General features: G+C 68.4%; 16 protein-coding genes. 9 read left to right on the top strand and 7 right to left on the bottom strand.

What is annotated here, in order from left to right; all coding sequences use genetic code 11:
• Positions 1 to 332: 332 nt before the first annotated feature.
• Together F3J18_RS28365 and F3J18_RS28360 are read right to left on the bottom strand one after the other, a co-directional pair.
• Positions 333 to 1,436: an L-dopachrome tautomerase-related protein gene (locus F3J18_RS28365; RefSeq protein ID WP_345891756.1), complete on the bottom strand. Its 1,104-nt coding sequence runs from the start codon at positions 1,434 to 1,436 to the stop codon at positions 333 to 335.
• A 55-nt stretch (positions 1,437 to 1,491) separates the two neighbouring features.
• Positions 1,492 to 1,716, bottom strand: a complete 225-nt coding sequence (locus F3J18_RS28360; RefSeq protein ID WP_146129381.1) for a hypothetical protein — start codon at positions 1,714 to 1,716, stop codon at positions 1,492 to 1,494.
• On the opposite strand from F3J18_RS28360, the gene F3J18_RS28355 reads away from it, so the two are divergent.
• Positions 1,715 to 2,509: a glycine betaine ABC transporter substrate-binding protein gene (locus tag F3J18_RS28355; protein WP_166915470.1), complete on the top strand. Its 795-nt coding sequence runs from the start codon at positions 1,715 to 1,717 to the stop codon at positions 2,507 to 2,509. The genes F3J18_RS28360 and F3J18_RS28355 overlap by 2 nt on opposite strands.
• On the opposite strand, the gene F3J18_RS28350 is transcribed toward F3J18_RS28355, so the two are convergent.
• Complete coding sequence (locus F3J18_RS28350) at positions 2,485 to 3,399, bottom strand: LysR family transcriptional regulator (protein ID WP_166915474.1); 915 nt, start codon at positions 3,397 to 3,399, stop codon at positions 2,485 to 2,487. The two genes, F3J18_RS28355 and F3J18_RS28350, sit on opposite strands and share 25 nt — an antisense overlap.
• Before the next feature lie 458 nt (positions 3,400 to 3,857).
• Between F3J18_RS28350 and F3J18_RS28345 the strand changes: the two genes are divergently transcribed.
• Both F3J18_RS28345 and F3J18_RS28340 read left to right on the top strand, forming a co-directional pair.
• Complete coding sequence (locus tag F3J18_RS28345) at positions 3,858 to 5,261, top strand: glycerophosphodiester phosphodiesterase family protein (RefSeq protein ID WP_025097911.1); 1,404 nt, start codon at positions 3,858 to 3,860, stop codon at positions 5,259 to 5,261.
• Positions 5,262 to 6,010: 749 nt separating this feature from the next.
• Positions 6,011 to 7,915 carry a S53 family serine peptidase gene (locus F3J18_RS28340; protein WP_166915468.1) on the top strand — a complete coding sequence of 635 codons (1,905 nt, stop codon included), beginning with the start codon at positions 6,011 to 6,013 and terminating at the stop codon, positions 7,913 to 7,915.
• A 180-nt stretch (positions 7,916 to 8,095) separates the two neighbouring features.
• On the opposite strand, the gene F3J18_RS28335 is transcribed toward F3J18_RS28340, so the two are convergent.
• Entirely contained in the window at positions 8,096 to 8,941 is an 846-nt protein-coding gene (locus F3J18_RS28335) for a helix-turn-helix transcriptional regulator (protein ID WP_025097909.1), read from the bottom strand.
• A 157-nt stretch (positions 8,942 to 9,098) separates the two neighbouring features.
• Here F3J18_RS28335 and F3J18_RS28330 point away from each other — a divergent pair, with 157 nt between their 5' ends.
• The 4 genes from F3J18_RS28330 to F3J18_RS28315 all read left to right on the top strand — a co-directional run bounded on the left by F3J18_RS28330 (position 9,099) and on the right by F3J18_RS28315 (position 12,828).
• On the top strand, positions 9,099 to 9,794 hold the full coding sequence (locus F3J18_RS28330; protein ID WP_166915466.1) for a class I SAM-dependent methyltransferase: 696 nt from the start codon (positions 9,099 to 9,101) through the stop codon (positions 9,792 to 9,794).
• 152 nt (positions 9,795 to 9,946) lie between these two features.
• Entirely contained in the window at positions 9,947 to 10,714 is a 768-nt protein-coding gene (locus F3J18_RS28325) for a glycoside hydrolase (RefSeq protein WP_025097907.1), read from the top strand.
• Positions 10,715 to 10,898: 184 nt separating this feature from the next.
• Positions 10,899 to 12,161, top strand: a complete 1,263-nt coding sequence (locus F3J18_RS28320; protein WP_166915464.1) for a multidrug effflux MFS transporter — start codon at positions 10,899 to 10,901, stop codon at positions 12,159 to 12,161.
• Between the two features lie 19 nt (positions 12,162 to 12,180).
• Positions 12,181 to 12,828 carry a DNA-3-methyladenine glycosylase gene (locus tag F3J18_RS28315; protein WP_166915463.1) on the top strand — a complete coding sequence of 216 codons (648 nt, stop codon included), beginning with the start codon at positions 12,181 to 12,183 and terminating at the stop codon, positions 12,826 to 12,828.
• Between the two features lie 45 nt (positions 12,829 to 12,873).
• Here F3J18_RS28315 and F3J18_RS28310 read toward each other — a convergent pair whose 3' ends face one another.
• The 3 genes from F3J18_RS28310 to F3J18_RS28300 form a co-directional block, all read right to left on the bottom strand.
• Positions 12,874 to 13,677, bottom strand: a complete 804-nt coding sequence (locus tag F3J18_RS28310) for an alpha/beta hydrolase (protein WP_166915461.1) — start codon at positions 13,675 to 13,677, stop codon at positions 12,874 to 12,876.
• Positions 13,678 to 13,771: 94 nt separating this feature from the next.
• A complete protein-coding gene (locus F3J18_RS28305) occupies positions 13,772 to 14,113 on the bottom strand; it encodes a DUF4148 domain-containing protein (RefSeq protein ID WP_025097903.1) in 342 nt (113 codons plus the stop codon).
• A 192-nt stretch (positions 14,114 to 14,305) separates the two neighbouring features.
• Entirely contained in the window at positions 14,306 to 15,583 is a 1,278-nt protein-coding gene (locus tag F3J18_RS28300) for an epoxide hydrolase (RefSeq protein WP_166915459.1), read from the bottom strand.
• Positions 15,584 to 16,129: 546 nt separating this feature from the next.
• On the opposite strand from F3J18_RS28300, the gene F3J18_RS28295 reads away from it, so the two are divergent.
• Together F3J18_RS28295 and F3J18_RS28290 are read left to right on the top strand one after the other, a co-directional pair.
• Positions 16,130 to 16,630: a DUF3331 domain-containing protein gene (locus tag F3J18_RS28295; protein WP_166915457.1), complete on the top strand. Its 501-nt coding sequence runs from the start codon at positions 16,130 to 16,132 to the stop codon at positions 16,628 to 16,630.
• Between the two features lie 284 nt (positions 16,631 to 16,914).
• Positions 16,915 to 17,493: cytochrome c biogenesis protein CcdA (locus tag F3J18_RS28290; protein WP_275691840.1), on the top strand; the 579-nt coding region annotated here is incomplete at its 3' end.

The raw sequence follows: 17,493 nt of genomic DNA, 5'->3' as shown, positions 1-17,493 counted from the left end.
GGGCGGATCACGCCGGTCGGGCCGGCAAGCCGGCGCGGGGAAAGGAATCGTGTCATCAAGGGGCTGCCTTGCGGGTCGGGAATGAGCGAGGATCGGGCGCGGCGCATGACGGCCGCCACCGCATCACAACGCACGCCAGCCGGCGATTATTCCATCGCCGGCGACGGCCGGGCGCGTTGCGCTTCGCCCTGCCGTGCCTGGCTGCGGATCGCCGCCGGCGCCCCTCGCCGCGCCCCGTCGAACCCGCGCCTTCGCGCCGGCCCGCTGCGATCCGCCATGTTCGGCGAACCCCGCCGCCGCATGCGCGAACCGCGCGCCGGCAGCCTCCCGACTCAATCCGCCGGCAAGCGAACCCGATACAAGGCGATCGGCAGCCGCATCGTCGAATGGCCGTGGTTGAACACCGGCGCACCGTCAATCTGCGGCACCGGCAGGTAGAGATGGCCCAGGCCGTCGAGGAAGGGCGCGTCGACCCAGCGCAGCCGCGCATCGCGCGCGAGCCGGGTGATCCGGCCGTCGGGCGCGCGGCGCATCAGCGTGTTGTCGGCCAGCGGCGTGTAGTAGAGGTTGCCGGCCGCGTCCATCGCGGTGCCGCCCACCGGCGGCAGCGCGAACCAGCGCCGCACGTGGCGCGCGAGTTCGGCATCGCTGAGGCGGTCGTCGTCGAGGTAGCGCGTCTCGATCCGCGACATCGGCCCCGACAACGGCCCGAAGTAGAAGGTCTTGCCGTCCGGGCTCAGTTCGAGCGGATCGGCGTTCACGCGCAACGGCCGGCCATCGGGCCCGCGCAGCACGCGCCCTGCCACCACGATGCGCGCATCGGGCGCCGCCTGCGCGAAGGCCATGCCGTCGAAACGGCGCCGCACCGCGCCGCTGTCGAGATCGAGCACCAGGATCGCGCCCTCGCCCGCGTCGGTCAGGTAGGCGTGCCGGCCGTGGATGCGCACGTCGTCGACATAGGTATGCGCGCGAATCGCGCTGGCCGGAAACGGGTAGACGCGCAGCACGCGGTCCTCGCGCGGATCGACCTGCACCAGCTTCGCGCCGTTCGGCACCGGCGTGCCGCCGAACTCGGGCGAGCCGGTATCGACGATCCACAAGCTGCCGTCGGCCTCGCGATGGATCGCGTTGATGCTGACGAAGGCTCGCGCCGCGTCGGCGCCGGGCGTCCAGCCGTTCCAGGCCGCATCGGGATAGGGGGCGAGCCGCCCATCGGCTTCGATAGTGGCCAGCGCCGGCCCGGTGCCGCCGGTCCATTTCGGGGAACTGACGAAGATGCGTCCGCGTGCGTCGAGCGCCACGGCGTTCCAGGGCATGGTGGTCGATTGCGCGACCAGTTCGAGCGCGGTGGTGTCGGCCGCGCCGGCGGCCGGGGCGCCGAAGCTGCAGGCCACGAGCAGCGCGAGCAGGGAGGAAAGAAGGATTCGAGGTGTCACGAGAGGCTCCCGCCGGAATTCGCACGCGGCCCGATTGCCGCGTTTCGGCCGCCGATTATCGACAGCCGGGCGAGCGCGAAACACCGCGCATCGACGGAAACAGCTTCGTCGCCGCGACGAAAATCGCGGCATCGGGAATGTTCCGAATCGCCGCTTCCGGCCGATGTCGCCAGCGCGTCTTCAACGCGCCGCCGAAAATGTTTCCGGGCCGCGCAGCTGGATCGCGGCGCCTGCCGTTCGCATGATGAGGCCATCCCCATCCATCAACGGAGCCCTTCATGCCCGCCTCGCCCACCATCACGCTGGCCACCATCGACCTGAGCTTCCACCATGCCGCGGCCGGCGTGGTGCGCGCCGTGCTCGAACGGCACGGCGTGGCCGTCACCGAACGCCGCGCGGCGCACGAGGCCGCCTTCGCGATGCTCGCCGACGATTCGGCCGACCTGCTCTGCAGCGCCTGGCTGCCGGGCAGCCACGGCCGGTATGTCGACCCGCTAGCGGACGGCTTCGAGAAGCTGGCGGTGCTCTACACGCCTTATGCGTTGTGGGGCGTGCCGGCCTACGTGAGCGCCGACGAGCTCGCCGCGGTGGCCGACCTGGCGAAACCGGCCGTGCGCCGCCGCATGACGCCGCTGATCCAGGGCATCGGCCCGGGCGCCGGCATCAGCCGCTTCTCGCGCGAGATCATCGACCATTACGGCCTGGCCGCGCTCGGCTACCGCTTCGAGAACGGCACGCTGGCGGATTGCGTGGCGGCCTTCGAACGCGCCGTGGCCGCGCGTGCCTGGGCCGTGGTGCCGCTCTGGCGGCCGCAGTTCCTGTTCGCGCGCCATGAGATCCGCGAGCTGGCCGAGCCGAACGGCCTGCTGCGCGGCACCGACCAGGCCACCCTGCTGATCCGGCGCAGCCGCCTCGACGACCTGCCGCCGGCCGCGATCGCCGAGCTGCGCGCGCTCTCGCTCGGCAATGCCGCCGTCACTCGACTCGACCTGGCCGTGCACCAGGGCCGCGATGCGCTCGAGGCCGGCCGCGCCTGGCTGGCCGGCGCTCAGGCCGACGGCGTGTCGAGGTAGTCGCGCACCCGCGCCTGCAGCGCATCGCGCAAGGCGGTGACGGTGGGCGAGATCAGCGTGCGATGGGTGGTCACCAGATGCAGCGGCGCCGGCTCGCCCTGGTGGTCGGCCAGTGCCTGCACCAGGGTGCCGGCGCGCAGGCTGGCCAGCACGTCGAGCCGCGACTTGTAGGTCAGGCCATGGCCGGCCAGCGCCCAGCGATGCACCAGCTCGCCGTCGTCGGCCACGCGGTCGCCGCTCACCTTCACCGGGTGCGCCTGGCTGGCCGCATCGAAGAAGGTCCATTGCTGGTGGATCGTATCGCCGAGCGCGAGACGCAGGCAGTTGTGCGTAGCCAATTCGGCCGGCGTGCGCGGCATGCCGTGCTCGGCGAAATAACGGGGCGCGGCGCACAGCACGCGCCGGTTGTCGGGCGCGAGCGGCAGCGCGACCAGCGCGGAATCCTGCGGCGGCCCGTAACGCACGGCCAGGTCGACGGGCTGCCGGTACAGGTCGGCGACGCGATCCGAGAGCCGCACGTTCAGGCGTACCGCGGGATGCTCGGCGAGAAAGGCGTCGAGCCAGCCGAACAGCAGGTTGCGACCCAGGTCCGAGGGCACCGACAAGGACACCTCGCCGCCGATCGTGTGCCGGCCCGCCGCGATCGCGGTGCGTCCCGCCTCGGCCGCGGCCAGCATGCCGCGCGCGTATTCGAGGTAGCGCTCGCCGTCGGGCGTGAGCCGCAGGTTGCGCGTCGAGCGCGTCAGCAGGCGCGTGCCGAGCGCGGCCTCGAGCCGCTTGAGCGCGGCACTGGCCACCGCGGGCGTGATGTCGAGCGCGCGCGCGGCGGCCGACAGGCTGCCGTTGTCGGCCGTGCGCACGAATACGCCGATGTCTTCGAGTCTTTCGATCATGCCGGGTCGATGAAGTGGGCCTGGGTTCGGGAGGCGATTGTCGCATTCAGGCATCGCGAGCCGGTCGATGCGAAGCGGAAGGCGGAAATACGAAGACAGCAAAACGAAAGCACGATGAAATATCGAAAATGGATGGAATGCCCCGGCCCGTGTCGATAGGAAAAAACTGAAAGCTCCAACCGACGCCACCTGCCACGCCCTGCCATCACCCTTCTCCCATACCATCATGGCTGGATTGCGTTTCGCTCGAAACAGCATCGCCCGACGCATGTTCTGTCACATTACAAAATTAGCATTTCATTTTTTCAACATTCATACTCGAACAGCTCGACTGTCAGAATTCGTTGACATTCGGCGAGCGCGGCGTTCGCGGCCGCGTGCGTATCGAGCCGTTGTTGTGCAAGCCGCGTGTCCCGTTTCGACAACCCACCTACTCGATGAAAAAGAACATCGCCATGACATTCTCAAGGACCGGTATTTCCTGTCTGCTGCTCGCCCTGGTCGGCAGCGTGGCCCTGACCGCCTGCGGCGGCGACGACGATCCCGCCACGCCGCCGCCGGCCCAGACGCCCACCGCGCTGAAGACGCTCGACGGCAATGCGCCGCTGGTGATCGGCCATCGCGGCCTGCCGGGCCTGTATCCCGAGGAAACGCAGGTGTCCTACGAAGCGGCCGCCGATGCCGGCGCCGATTCGCTCGAGGAAGACCTGCACCTGAGCCGCGACTGTGTGCTGGTGGTGCGCCACAACCCCTGGCTCAGCGACAACACCAACGTCGCCGACGTCGCCAAGACCAATGCCGACGTCGCCTCGCGCAAGCGCACCGTGCCCGGCGTGCGCGTGCCGGTGAAGTGGACCACCACGGCCACCACCGGCCCCTCGACCTACCTGTCCGACCTGACCAACCCGGCGGACCCGAAGTCGGTGCTGAAGTCGCTGATCGTCGACGGCGAGGACCACACCAACGACTGGTCGATCACCGACTTCACGGTGGCCGAGCTCAAGCAGTGGATCCGCGGCACCACCTACGACGCCAAGGACGTGCGCCCCACCGCGCTGAACGGCCAGTTCCCGATCCTGACCATGCAGGAGGTGTACGACATCGCGCGCGCGAAGTCGGCCGTCACCGGCAAGCCGTTCACGATCTACCCGGAATCGAAGAACCCCTACTGGAACAACCAGCAGGCGATCGCCAACGGCTGCGGCACGGGCACCCATCCGTTCGAGGACGCGATCGTCAAGTTCCTCAACGACAACAACCTGAACACGCGCACCGCGCCGGTGTTCGTGCAGAGCTTCGACCCGGCCAGCCTGAAATACATGCGCGCGCGCGGCGTGCAATCGCGCATGGTGCAGCTGATCGACGGCAACGGCGTCAACTACCAGACCGGCGAGATGATCTACCAGACCAACGACGACTACGCCTTCGTCGACGGCCGCCCCTACAGCTGGACCATCAACGGCGATTCGCGCTGGTTCGGCGACCTGCTGACGCCGGCCGGCCTGGCCGACATCAAGACCTACGCCGACGGCATCGGTCCGTGGAAGCCGCAGGTGTTCGCCTGGAAGGTCACGCCGTGGAAGGACAAGAACGCCGACGGCACGCCCTACGCGGGCTCGCTGGCCGACGTGAACTCGGTCGAGCCGACCAGCCTGATCGCCGATGCGCACAAGGCCGGCCTGTTCGTCCACTCGTACACGTTCCGCAACGAGGCGCGCTACCTGCCCGGCAAGTACAAGGGTGATCCGGTGGGCGAATACCTCGACGCCTACCGCGCCGGCATCGACGGCGTGTTCTCCGACTTCACGAACACCGCCGTGGCCGCGCGCGCGCAGTACCTGAAGGAAACCGGCCGCTAAGCGCGCCGCCCGGGCCGCGATGCACGCCGCACGGCATGCAGTCCATCGCGGCCCCGGGATCGATGCACCGACACGAATCCGCCTCGCCGGCGGCGCGGGATTTCAGCGCCGCCGGTCCCGCCAGCTTCCCGCCTTGGCAGATTCACTGCCGCTTTCAATAAACAGTCGTTTGAATTGGAATTGCATTCCGGCAATTACGGATCAAATCGCCAATTAGCGAATTCATTCTGATACGAGTATTTATCCGGCTGTCCGGCGGATCGGCCCGCCTGGCCCACCCTGCCCGTTCCGACAGGCACGGCGCGGCATCACTTCCGGATATTTACATCGAGCCGTCAATTCATTACGAAAACCATTCAAATTGTCTTATCTAACTTTTTTAGATATTCCTGAAAAAAGTTTGTGACGCTGATTTGACGATGCTACTATCCACGTCGAAATCGACCGGCGATTTTCTGTAGTCGTTCCCTGATTGAGATTCGAAAAAAACCGGCGCCATCCTGGCCGATGGCAAACCGGCGTCGTATCGGCTGGCGGGCTCGTCCCGCGGTGCCAGCCCGCTTCCGCGTCACGGCTTCACACGAATTGCTTAGCAATCCGCATCAATGGGTCTCTTTGCAGAACACCGTGCGTGTCTCGACCGGCGCGATCCGCCGGCCCCGCCGCGCGCGGACGAACCTGCGCGATGCCTACCGCAGAGCGCAGCGGCAGTGACGAAGTCGTCCAATCATCCGAGGGGGAATCATCCAATGAATCGTGTTTCCGGTAATGTTCGCCAGCATTTCACCAAGCTCCTGATCGCATCGGCCGCGCTCGCCGCATTCGGCATGCAGGCCGGCCATGCGGCCGCGCAACAAGGGTGGACCACCACCCGTACCAAGGCCTTCCTGCCTCTCGTGCAACCCGCCGCGAGCACCGCGGCCGCAGCCTCGATCACGTCCTCCGCCGGCCTCACCCAGGCAGCCTCCAGCCTCGATCTCGCGAGCGGCTCCGCCGTTCACGTGACGGTGGGCCTCAAGCTGCGCAACGAGGCCCGGCTCGACCAGTTCATCGCCAAGCTCCAGCACGGCAGCGGCGGCGGCTTCCTCACGCCGGCGCAGTTCGCCGAGCAATACGGTCCGACCCAGGCGCAGGCCGACGCGGTGGCGGCGCACCTGCGCGCCTCGGGCTTCACCAATGTGCAGATCGCGCCGAACCGCCTGTTCGTGACGGCCGACGGCACGGCCGGCACGGTCAAGCAGGCCTTCAACACGCAACTCAAGCAGTTCACCACCGCCAAGGGCCGCCGCGCGTTCGCCAACGCGCAGGATGCGCAGGTGCCGAGCTCGCTCGGCGGCGTGGTCGACACCGTCCTGGGCCTGCAGGACGTGGTGGTCGCGCACACCTACCACCATCGCTTCCAGCCGTCCGAGCAGCAGGGCGAGGCGGCAGCCTCGCTGACGCGCGCCGTCGCGGCCGGCACCGCCACGGGCCACAACCCGGTGCAGTTCTCGTCGATCTACGACGCGGGCTCGACGCCGAGCGCCGCCAACACCACGGTCGGCATCATCACCTACGGCAGCCAAACCCAGACGGTGAAGGACCTGAACACCTTCGCGAGCGCCAACCATCTCTCGGCGGTGTCCTCGCAGGTGATCAACACGGGTGGCTCGGGCCGCACCTACAACAGCGGCGACCTCGAATGGCAGCTCGACAGCCAGTCGATCGTCGGCGCGGCGGGCGGCGCGGTGCAGAAGGTGGTGTTCTACAACGCACCGGACGATGCGCAGACCGACCAGGCCCTGCTCGACGATATCTCGAACGCCTTCAACCGCGCGGTCAGCGACAACGTGGCGAAGGTGATCAACGTCTCGCTGGGCTGGTGCGAAACCGATTCGGACGCCTCCAGCATCCGCTCGGCCGACAACAACATCTTCAAGCAGGCGGTCGCGCAGGGCCAGACCTTCTCGGTGTCGAGCGGCGACGAAGGCGCCTACGAGTGCAGCACCAGCCGCGTCTCGGGCGTGGGCGGCGTGCCGAACACCACGCACTACTCGGTGTCGGCGCCGGCCAGCTCGCCGTACGTGATCGCCGTGGGCGGCACCACGCTCTACACCTCGGGCAGCACCTGGGCCAACGAGACGGTGTGGAACGAAGGGCTGCAGGCGATCGGCTACTACGACAACGAAGGCGACTACGATTCGACCAAGCGCCTGTGGGCCACCGGCGGCGGCTACAGCACGGTCGAGGCGGCGCCGTCGTGGCAATCGTCGAGCGTCACCGGCACCTCGAGCGGCCGCGCGCTGCCCGACATCGCCTTCGACGCGGCATCGAGCACCGGTGCGATCCTGTACTACAACGGCAGCACCACCGACGGCAGCGGCAACCCGAACCAGGTCGGCGGCACCAGCCTGGCCTCGCCGATCTTCGTGGGCATCTGGGCGCGCCTGCAATCGGCCAACGGCAATGCGCTCGGCTTCCCGGCCGCGAGCCTCTACCAGTACTTCCCGAGCAATGCGTCCCTGCTGCACGACGTGACCTCGGGCAACAACGGCAGCGGCAGCTACAAGGGTTTCGCCGCCGCCACCGGCTGGGACGGCTCGACGGGCTTCGGCAGCATCGACATCTCCAAGCTCTACAGCTTCATCAAGAGCCATTCGGATTTCGCGCGCTGATCGCGAGCCGGCACGCGTGAATCGGCCGGTCGGGATTCGATGACCGGCGCTGATGCGCGCGTGCGATGCCTCCATCGCGCCGCTTCCTCCCGGGAGCGGCGCGTTTTTCATGGTGCGCGGCGCTCCACGAAAAAACCGGCCGAAGCCGGTTGTCCATGAAGGCGGCACGCAAGCGCCCGTTCAACGACGGCCCGCGCCCCACTCCGCCATGTAGCGGGCCGGCGGCGCGCCGAGCGTCCTGCGAAACATCGTGACGAAGGTGCTGGCGCTCTCGTAGCCGAGTTCGTCCGCGACCTGCTGGATCGACATGCCGTTCGCCAGCCATTGCACGGCCAGCATCAGGTGGAGCTGCTGGCGCCAGCGGCCGAAGCTCATGCCGGTCTGCTCCGTGACGCGACGTGCCAGGGTGCGCTCGCTCAGGCCCGCGCGCCGCGCCCACACGCGGATCGTGCCGCGATCGGCGGGCCTGGCCATGATCGCCTCGGCGATGCCGCGCAGGCGCGTGTCGCCCGGCATCGGCAGGTGCAGCTTGCCGGCCGGCGCGAGCGCCAGTTCATCGAGCAGCAGGGTCATCAGATGCGCGGCGAGACCGCCGTCGGGATACTCGACGGGCAGGCTGGCGGAGCGGATCACCAGCTCGCGCAGCAGCGGCGTGGTCGCCAGCACGCAACAATCGGCGGGCAAGGCCCCTGCCGCCTCGGGATCGACGAACACCACGTAGCACTCGAGCATGCCGGCGGAAACGAACTTGTGCCGGATCCCGCCCGGGATCCAGATCGCGCTTTGCGGCGGCACGATCCAGAAGCCGCCGTCCACCTCGCAGGTGAACACGCCGCGCAGCGCCAGCAGCAGCTCGCCCTTGTGGTGCTGGTGAAATTCCATCGCCGCGCGATGGCGCAGATCGCCGGCGGGGCCGCCGTGATCCTCCAGCACGATATCGGCGGCGCCGATCGTGACCACCGGCCGCGGCACGCGATCCGGGTCCACCCAGTCGTCAAGCGAGGCAAGTCCGCTCAGGAAAGGCATGTCGATGTTCCCGCCGCGAGGGCGTTCCGGTGATTGGCAAGAATTCCATACAGTTTGGCATCTTCGCCCAATGCCAGGCCGCGTCCACGCCCTTACGCTAGGCAGGCGATCGCAAGCGGCATCCTCTCTACGACATCCATTTGGACTACTCCTTATCATGAACTCATTGAACACGACCCGCGTGGCCGACACGCTGCAGCGGCTGTTCCAGCAGGCCGAACAGGCCGACCAGGCGCTGCTGGCGCAGTTCGAGGCCGAGCATGCCGGCGGATCGCTCGACGACGCCCTGCGCGAGGTGTTCGCCGAGGAAGCGCGCGACCTGCAGGGCTACTATCGCGGCCTGGCCGACAACTTCCTGAACGTCACGCCGCAATACGGCCGCTTCCTCTACCAATGCGCCCGCGCGCGCAAGGCTAGGCGGATCGTGGAGTTCGGCACCTCGATGGGCATCTCGACGCTGCATCTGGCGGCCGCGCTGCGCGACAACGGCGGCGGGCGGCTGATCGGCACCGAGCTGGAGGCGGGCAAGGCCGCCCGGGCGCGCGCCAACCTCGAGGCCGCGGGGCTCGAGGACCTGGTCGAGATCCGCGTGGGCGACGCGCGGCAGACGCTTGCCGAACTCGACGGCGAGATCGACCTGGTGCTGCTCGACGGCGCCTTCAGCCTGTACCTGCCGATCCTGAAGCTGCTGGAGCCGCATCTCGCGCCGGGCACGCCGATCCTGGCGGAGAATGCCGTCGAGCGGGGCAACGCCTACCTCGACTACGTCCGCGACCCGGCCAACGGCTATCTGTCCCAGCCGATCCCGATCAGCGAGGGCCGCGGCAACGAACTGAGCGTCGCGACCTGGTGATGACGTTCCAGGCCGGGCCGATATTGCATCGATAATCGAATGAACCGGTTTTCCGGGGCACCGGATCCCGGTTCGGCGCCTAATCTATCAAGGCTCGTGCTTGCCGGCGAGCAAACCGAACCCGCCGCAACCCGTCAACCTGGAGACCCGCCATGCCGCTGAATCCGCTGCGCCGCGCCCTGTGGCTGCTGCCGCTCTCGATCCTGCTCGGCAACACCGCCTCGGCGCAGAGCTGCATCTCGACGCAATACGGCGCGCTCGCGCAAGGCAGCTACACGATCCAGAACGACGAATGGGGCCTGGCCAACAACCCCGGCGGCTGGCAGCAGGTCTGCACCGGCAGCGCCGCCGGCAACAGCTGGTCGTCGACCTGGTGGTGGGCCACCGGCAGCGGCGGGATCAAGTCCTACCCGAGCATCTATCGCGGCTGGCAGATGGGCGCCTGGTCGCCCGACCCGGGCGGCTTTCCGGTCCAGGTGTCGAGCCAGGCGCCGCTGCCCACCCAGGTCAGCTACAGCATGAGCGGCAACAACCAGTACGACGCCGCCTACGACCTGTTCTTCTCGCCCTCGACCAACCCCGGCTCGCCCTCGGGCGAGATGATGGTCTGGCTCGCCTACTCGGGCAACCGGCCGGCCGGCAACCTGGTGGCTTCCGGCGTGACGCTGGGCGGCATGGACGGCAGTTGGGACGTCTACCAGGGCAGCAACGGCTGGCCGGTGTGGAGCTTCGTGCGCACCGCGCAGACCACCAGCTTCAGCGGCAATCTCCAGCCCTTCATCTATTACCTTGCCTACACCAAGGGCTGGCTGAACCCGAGCTGGTACACGCTGAACACCCAGTTCGGCGTCGAGGTGATCCAGAGCAACGGCGCCAACGGCTCGGTGAACGTCAGCAGCTTCAGCGCCTCGGCACGCTAGGCATCGCGCTTTTCACCAAGCCGACAAATCTTTCATTTTCATTTCGCAATCCCTGCCCCCAAACAGGGATTCGCATCGAGTTTTCAAACGACAGGCACAATATGCGTCGGCGACGCCTCCGCGCCGCCGTTCGCCAGCCGAACGGTCCCGGCCCGCGCCGCCGCTCCGCCCTCTCGATGCCGTCATGAACCACGATACTGCCAGCCGTAGCGTCACCGCCCCGCGCGCGACGAACTCACCCCGTTTCCTGCTGTTCCTGATCTGCCTGTTCGCCTCCGCCGGCCAGCTCGCGATCGACATCTACGTGCCCGCCCTGCCGGCCATGGCGCATTTCTTCTCGACCTCGCCGCAGGCGATCCAGTCGAGCGTATCGGGCTACATGGCGGCCTACGCGCTGGGCCAGCTGATCTTCGGCCCGGTGGCCGACGCCTATGGACGCAAGCGCGTGCTCGCCTTCGGCCTGGTGATCTACACCATCGGCTGCCTGCTCTCGCTGGGCGCGCCGAACCTGGAAACCTTCATCCTGGCGCGCTGCCTGCAGGGCTTCGGCATCGCCACCACCAACCTGCTGGCCAAGGCGATCATCACCGATTCGTTCTCCGGCCAGGCGCTGATGCATGCCTTCACCTACATGTCGATCGCCTGGGGGCTGGCGCCGATCATCGCGCCCGTGATCGGCGCGCACCTGCAGGAATGGTTCGGCTGGAAGGCCTGCCTGGTGTTCCTGCTGGTCTATTCGCTGATCATGTGGGCGCTGCTGTGGCGCTATCGCGAGACCCTGCCCAGACCGGTGAAGCTGGAGCCGCGCACGCTGGTGACGAATGCCGGCAAGGTGCTGTCGAGCCCGGTGTTCCAGAGCTGCTTCCTGGCGCAGGGCGTGTGCTACAGCATCCTGCTGGTGTTCAACATCATCGGGCCGTTCATGGTGCAGAGCACGCTGCACAAGCCGCCCACCTACTTCGGCTATTTGGCGCTGGCGATCGGCGCGATGTACTTCTTCGGCGGCCTGTCGAACCGGATCCACAGCGCGGCGCTGCCGACTTCGGAGCAGCGCCTGCGCATCGGCGCCTACGTGATGGCCGCGGCCTCGGTGGCGATGCTGGTGTTCGCGCTGACCATCGGCCTGCGCGTCTGGACCCTGGCGCTGCCGGTGCTGGTGATGGGCTTCTGCGCCGGCGCGATGTATCCGACGCTGATGGCCAAGGGCAACTCGCTGTTCCCGCATATCGCCGGGCTGACCAGCGCGATCCTCGGCTGCGCGCTGCTGCTGGTGTCCTCGGCGATGATGGGGCTGGCCGGCTTCGTGTCGGTGCGCGAGCTCACGCCGCTGGCGGTGTTCTTCGTGATCCTCGCCGCGGTGGTGGTGGTGATGGTCGGCAAGCTGCTGCGCCACCTGGCCCAAGCCAAGCCGCAGCAGCCGGTGGCCTGCCGCGGCGAGACGGCCTGAACCGGCCGCCCGCTACGGCATGGGTTCGCGAACCAACGCGCAACGCTGGCCGGGCAAGCGGCTCGCGCGCGACTTTTTCCTGCGCAGCCCGCTGGAAGTCGCGCCGCAATTGCTCAACAAGGTGCTGGCCGCGGCCGATGGCCGGGCCGGCCGCATCGTCGAGGTGGAGGCCTATCTCGGCGCGATCGATCCGGCCGCGCATACCTATCGCGGCAAGACCCGGCGCAACGCCACCATGTTCGGGCCGCCGGGGCACATGTACGTCTACTTCACCTACGGCATGCACTGGTGCGCCAACTGCGTGTGCGGCCCCGAGGGCGACGGCAGCGGCGTGCTGATCCGCGCGCTGGAACCGCTGCATGGGCTGGAGGCGATGCGCGCGGCGCGTGGCGAGCGGATTCGCGATCGGGATCTGTGTCGCGGACCGGCACGGCTCACGCAGGCGCTGGCGATCACCGGCGCCCAGGATGGGGTCGATCTGATACGCGCCGACGAGGGGTTCGCGGTGGTGGACGACGGCACCGCACCGCCGGAAAACCCGGCTTGCAGCACGCGGATCGGGATCAGCGTCGCGAAGGATTTTCCGTGGCGGTGGAGCGTGCCGGGGAGCCGATTCGTGTCGGGAACGGCGGTGGTGAATGGGGGCTCGGGGATGGCTTCGGCGTAGCGAAGCACACGCCACGCCGTCCACGCCCGCCCCCCGCCCGCGCCCTTACTTCCCCGCCCCCTCGCCGCGCACCCGCTCGGCCGCCGCCACGATGGCATCGGCCACCGCCCGCGGCTGGCTCAGCATCTCCACATGGCTCGCGCCCACGCGCGTAACCGTCGCGCCGATCCGCTCGGCCATCCGCTGCTGCAGCTTCGGATCGATCATCATGTCCCGGGTCGCCACCACGAAGCTCGACGGCTTGTCGTGCCAGGCCGCCTGCGTGACCTTGTCCTCGATGCAGCCGCCAAACCAGGGCCCCTGCGTGGCCGCCACGACATCCTGCTCGGCACGCGGCAGGTCGGGCGCGAAATCCTCATGGATCGCCTTGTCGGAGAGCGTCATGAAACCCGCCGAATCCTTGCGCAGCTCGCCCACCCAGGCCGGCGGCGGCGCGTCCTTGGTCAGGTCGGCGATCGACTGGCCGTTGTCGGGCGCGAAGGCCGCCACGTAGACCAGCGACTTGACCTTCTCCTCGTTGCCCGCCTGGCTGATCACCACGCCGGCCCAGGAATGGCCGACCAGCACCACCGGCCCGTCCTGCTGCTCGATCACGCGCCGGGTGGCCGCCACGTCGTCGGCCAGCGAGCTGAGCGGATTCTGCACCGCCACCACGTGCAGGCCGCGCGCCTCCAGCAGCGGAATCACCTTGCTCCAGCTCGATCCGTCGGCGAACGCGCCGTGCACCAGCACGACATTGGTGCCCTTGAGATCGGCCACCGGCGCGGCGCTCGCCACGCCGGTCACGCCCGCGAACACACCGCCGGCCAGCGCGGCCGAGATCAGCATCCCCTTGATCGAAACCTTCATCGTTACTCCCCCTTCCATGGATTGTCGAAATAAGTCGTGAACTGCGAATGCCTGCGCCGCCGAAGCGGCAGGCGCCAGGCCAACCGCCCTTGCATCAGGAATGCGCGTACACCGCACCGAAGCCCGGCACCTCGTCGCGAGCCGCCTGCGATCGAACCGTCGCGCGACGATGCGCGGCCGGCTTCGGCGCGCGCTCGTCGTCGGCATCGAACTGCGACAGCGACGGGCTGTTCTGGTCGCTGCGCACGCGCACCAGCGCGGCCTGCAGGTCCAGCGGGTATTGCGCGTCGTAGCCCGCCGGGCGGTAGCCGGCCTGCTCGACGCGGACCAGGTCGGCGCGCACCTCGGCGCGCGTCAGGCCCGGCGTGCTGCCGGCGAACGACAGCACGGGCGCGCAGGCAAGCGCGGCAAGGACGAGCAATCGGGTGGTGTTCATGCGTTTCTCCTGATATCGGGCGATGGGTTGCGGGGTTCGGCAGCGGCGCATTCCGCGCGTCGTCCGCATGAAGCCATTTGAACAGCCGGACGTATCCGGAATGTTTCCGGGCGGCGCCTGCCGTGCAAGCCAGTTTTTCCACGGCGGCCCCGGATACGAAACCCTACAAATCCACCGCCCGATCGGGCCGGGTCAGGCGTTGCGCAGCGGCCGGAAACCGGCCCGCACTTCCTGCGCGAACAGCAGCGGTTCTTCCCAGGCCGCGAAGTGGCCGCCCTTGTCGACCTCGTTGAAATAGATCAGCTTGTGATAGGCCCGCTCGGCCCAACTGCGCGGCGCCTGGTAGATCTCGCCCGGGAACACCGTGATCGCGGTCGGCAGGGAGATGTCGACGGCATTGAAGTTGTTCGAATGGTCTTCCCAGTAGATCTGCGCGGCCGAGGTGGCCGAGTCGGTCAGCCAGTAAAGCGAGATGTCGTCGAGGATCTCGTCGCGCGTCAGCGAGCGCTCGGGCACGCCGCCGCTGTAGGTCCATTGCGAGATCTTGTCGTACATCCACGCGGCCTGGCCCGAGGGCGAATCGGCCAGCGCGTAGCCGACCGTCTGCGGGCGCGTGACCATCATCGCCGAGTAGCCGCAGTTGTCGCGATAGAAGGTGCCGAGCTTGTCGTAGGCGACCTTCTCCTTCGGCGACAGCCCGGCCGGCGCCGGCGCGTCGAGCTGCAGCAGCCTGGCGATCTCGGGCGGCACGGTGGCCGGCATGTTCACGTGGATGCCGACCAGCCCCTTCACCTTCTGCATCGCCATGCGATGCGAGACCACCGAGCCGCAGTCGCCGCCTTGCGAGACGAAGCGCGTGTAGCCCAGGCGCGCCATCAGCTCGCCCCAGGCGCGCGCGATATGGTCCGAGCCCCAGCCGGTCCTGGTCGGCTTGCCCGAGAAACCGAAACCGGGCAGCGACGGCACCACCACATGGAAGGCATCGTCGGCGCTCGCGCCATATGCCGTCGGGTCCGACAAGGGGCCGATCGCCTTCAGCAGCTCGAAGATCGAGCCGGGCCAGCCGTGCGTCATGATCAGCGGCATCGCGTTCTCGTGGCGCGAGCGCACGTGGATGAACTGGATATCGAGCCCGTCGATCTCGGTCACGAACATCGGGAAGCCGTTCAGTTTGGCCTCGCCCTTGCGCCAGTCGTAGTCGGTGCCCCAGTACTGGATCAGCTGCTGCATGCGCGCGAGGCGCACGCCCTGCGATTCGTCTGCCACGGTCTCGCGCGACGGCCAGCGCGTGGCGGCGATGCGGCGGCGCAGTTCGACTAGGTCGGCATCGGGCACGCGGGCGCTGAAGGGGCGAATCGCGGTATTGCCCACGGCCGCGCGCGCCGCGGCGGGCAGCATGCCCAGCGCGCCGGCCGCGGCCGATGCCGCGAGCAGGTGGCGCCGCATCGGAGAAAACTCGGAGTGAGACATGGTTCTTATCCTTGTTCCAGTGGTTGATCAGACCGCGTCGCCGGCTCGTCGCGATACCGGCTGGCCGTGGCGGTGACAGCCATTGGAAAGATTCAATGTATCGGGCATGTGTGCGTCATGTACCGCTTTGTATCCGCCCGATCGAAACGCTGAGTTTTCCTGATCTTTTTCGTTTCGCCTTTACGCCTTGCCGCGTACCCGGCATGCCCATGCCGTCGAGGAATTTCCCTTTCGCGACAGTCACCTGCATGCGGCACGCCGGGCGCCGTCGCGCGCCATTCGCGCACGCGGCTTCGCATGGCCGCGCAATGCCGCTCATACGAAGGTATTAAGGCCTCGATATCAATGCATGGGACGCGGCAGATGCAGGTCTCATGGAATCGGGATAGGTGCCGCCGCTATGCTTTTTCCCATCGGTTCACCTGCTGCTGCCGATCGATTCCGGCTCGCCCGGAACCGCCTGGCAAGTGCGCCGCCACCTTGAAGACAGCAACGCGACCCGGCCCGCCCGGCTCGCCCCCGCCCCTGAGGACTGGAGAGATATCGATGATGCCGACCGCCCATGAACTGCCCGGTCTCGCCTGTGACGACATCGCGGCGCGCGCGCTGCTCGACATGCTGTTCCCGCCCGTGGGCGGCCTGCCGGCGCGCCCGGCAAGGCGGCGCGCCGCACGTCCGGCACGCGACGAGGCCGCCGCCGCGCGCGAATGTCCGTTCGACGCGCGCCTGTGCCCGGATCATGTCGCCGTGATCGACCGGCCCTCGCCGGGCTCGATCACGGTGACCTGGAGCGATCCGCGCTTCGGCAAGCATTCCGAACAGATCTGGCATACCGCGCTGTCGCACGGCCCCGCCGTCTGCGCCTTGACCGGCCGCGAGATCCCGCGCGGCAGCCGCGTGTTCCGTCCGCGCAAGCGCGATGCCAACGAACCGGCCGACTACCCGTGGATGATCCTGTCCTCGGTGATCGACGCCGGCATCGAGTTGCCGATCGCGAACGCGGCCTGCCGCCGCCAGGCCGGCGCCCTGTTCGGGCAGGCCCGCTGACAAGCAAGCAGACGGGCCCCGAGGCCCGCGGATGACCCGGCAAGTCTCCTGCCGGGCCCGGCGCGTGTTCGTGCCGGCGCCCGGATTTCGCGGGCGCTCCCTCCACCGAGGCGAGCGCCCGTTTTGTATCCCAGTGTGTATCGCACGCCGCCCGTTACAGACGCTTGCGCAAATCCCGCGCGGCGGACAAGCCCCGGATACACCGGCGCGCTGAAATCCTCCCCGTGTCCTCCCTGCCTCGCGCGGCCCGCCGCGCGACCACCGACCTCGACCCGGATCCGATCATGTTGCTGATACTCATCGCCTTCCTTGCCGGCGTGCTCACGGTGCTGAGCCCCTGCATCCTGCCCGTGGTGCCCTTCGTGTTCGCCAGGACCGACGGCCCCTTCGTTCGCAACCGCCTGCCGCTGCTGATCGGCCTGGCGGCCAGCTTCGCGCTGGTCACGGGCCTCGGCGCGGCCGGCCTGGGCGGCATCGCACAGCTCAGCCGCTACGGGCGCTGGCTCGCACTCGGCGGCTTCGCGCTGTTCGGCGTCGCGCTGTTGTTCCCGGCCCTGGCCGCCCGCGTCGGCCAGCCGCTGACGCAGGCCGCCAACTGGATCATCGGCCGCTCGCAGCAGGCCGGCCCGCGCCGCGGCGTGCTGTCGGCCGCGCTGGTCGGCGTCGCCACCGGGCTGCTGTGGGCGCCCTGCGCCGGCCCCGTGCTCGGCCTGATCCTCACCGGCGCGGCGCTGCATGGGCTGTCGTGGTGGACCATCGCGGCGCTGGCCGCCTACGCGGCCGGCGGCGCGGGCTCGCTGGTCGTGATCTCCGGGCTCGGCCAGCGCGCGATGCAGACGCTCAGGCGCCGCGCCGGCTTCGGA

This window comes from Burkholderia sp. Ax-1720 (assembly GCF_011753035.1).
In the GTDB taxonomy this organism is placed as follows: domain Bacteria; phylum Pseudomonadota; class Gammaproteobacteria; order Burkholderiales; family Burkholderiaceae; genus Burkholderia; species Burkholderia gladioli.
Note: the sequence above shows the minus strand (reverse complement) of the source record. Positions and strands in the feature narration are given on the sequence as shown.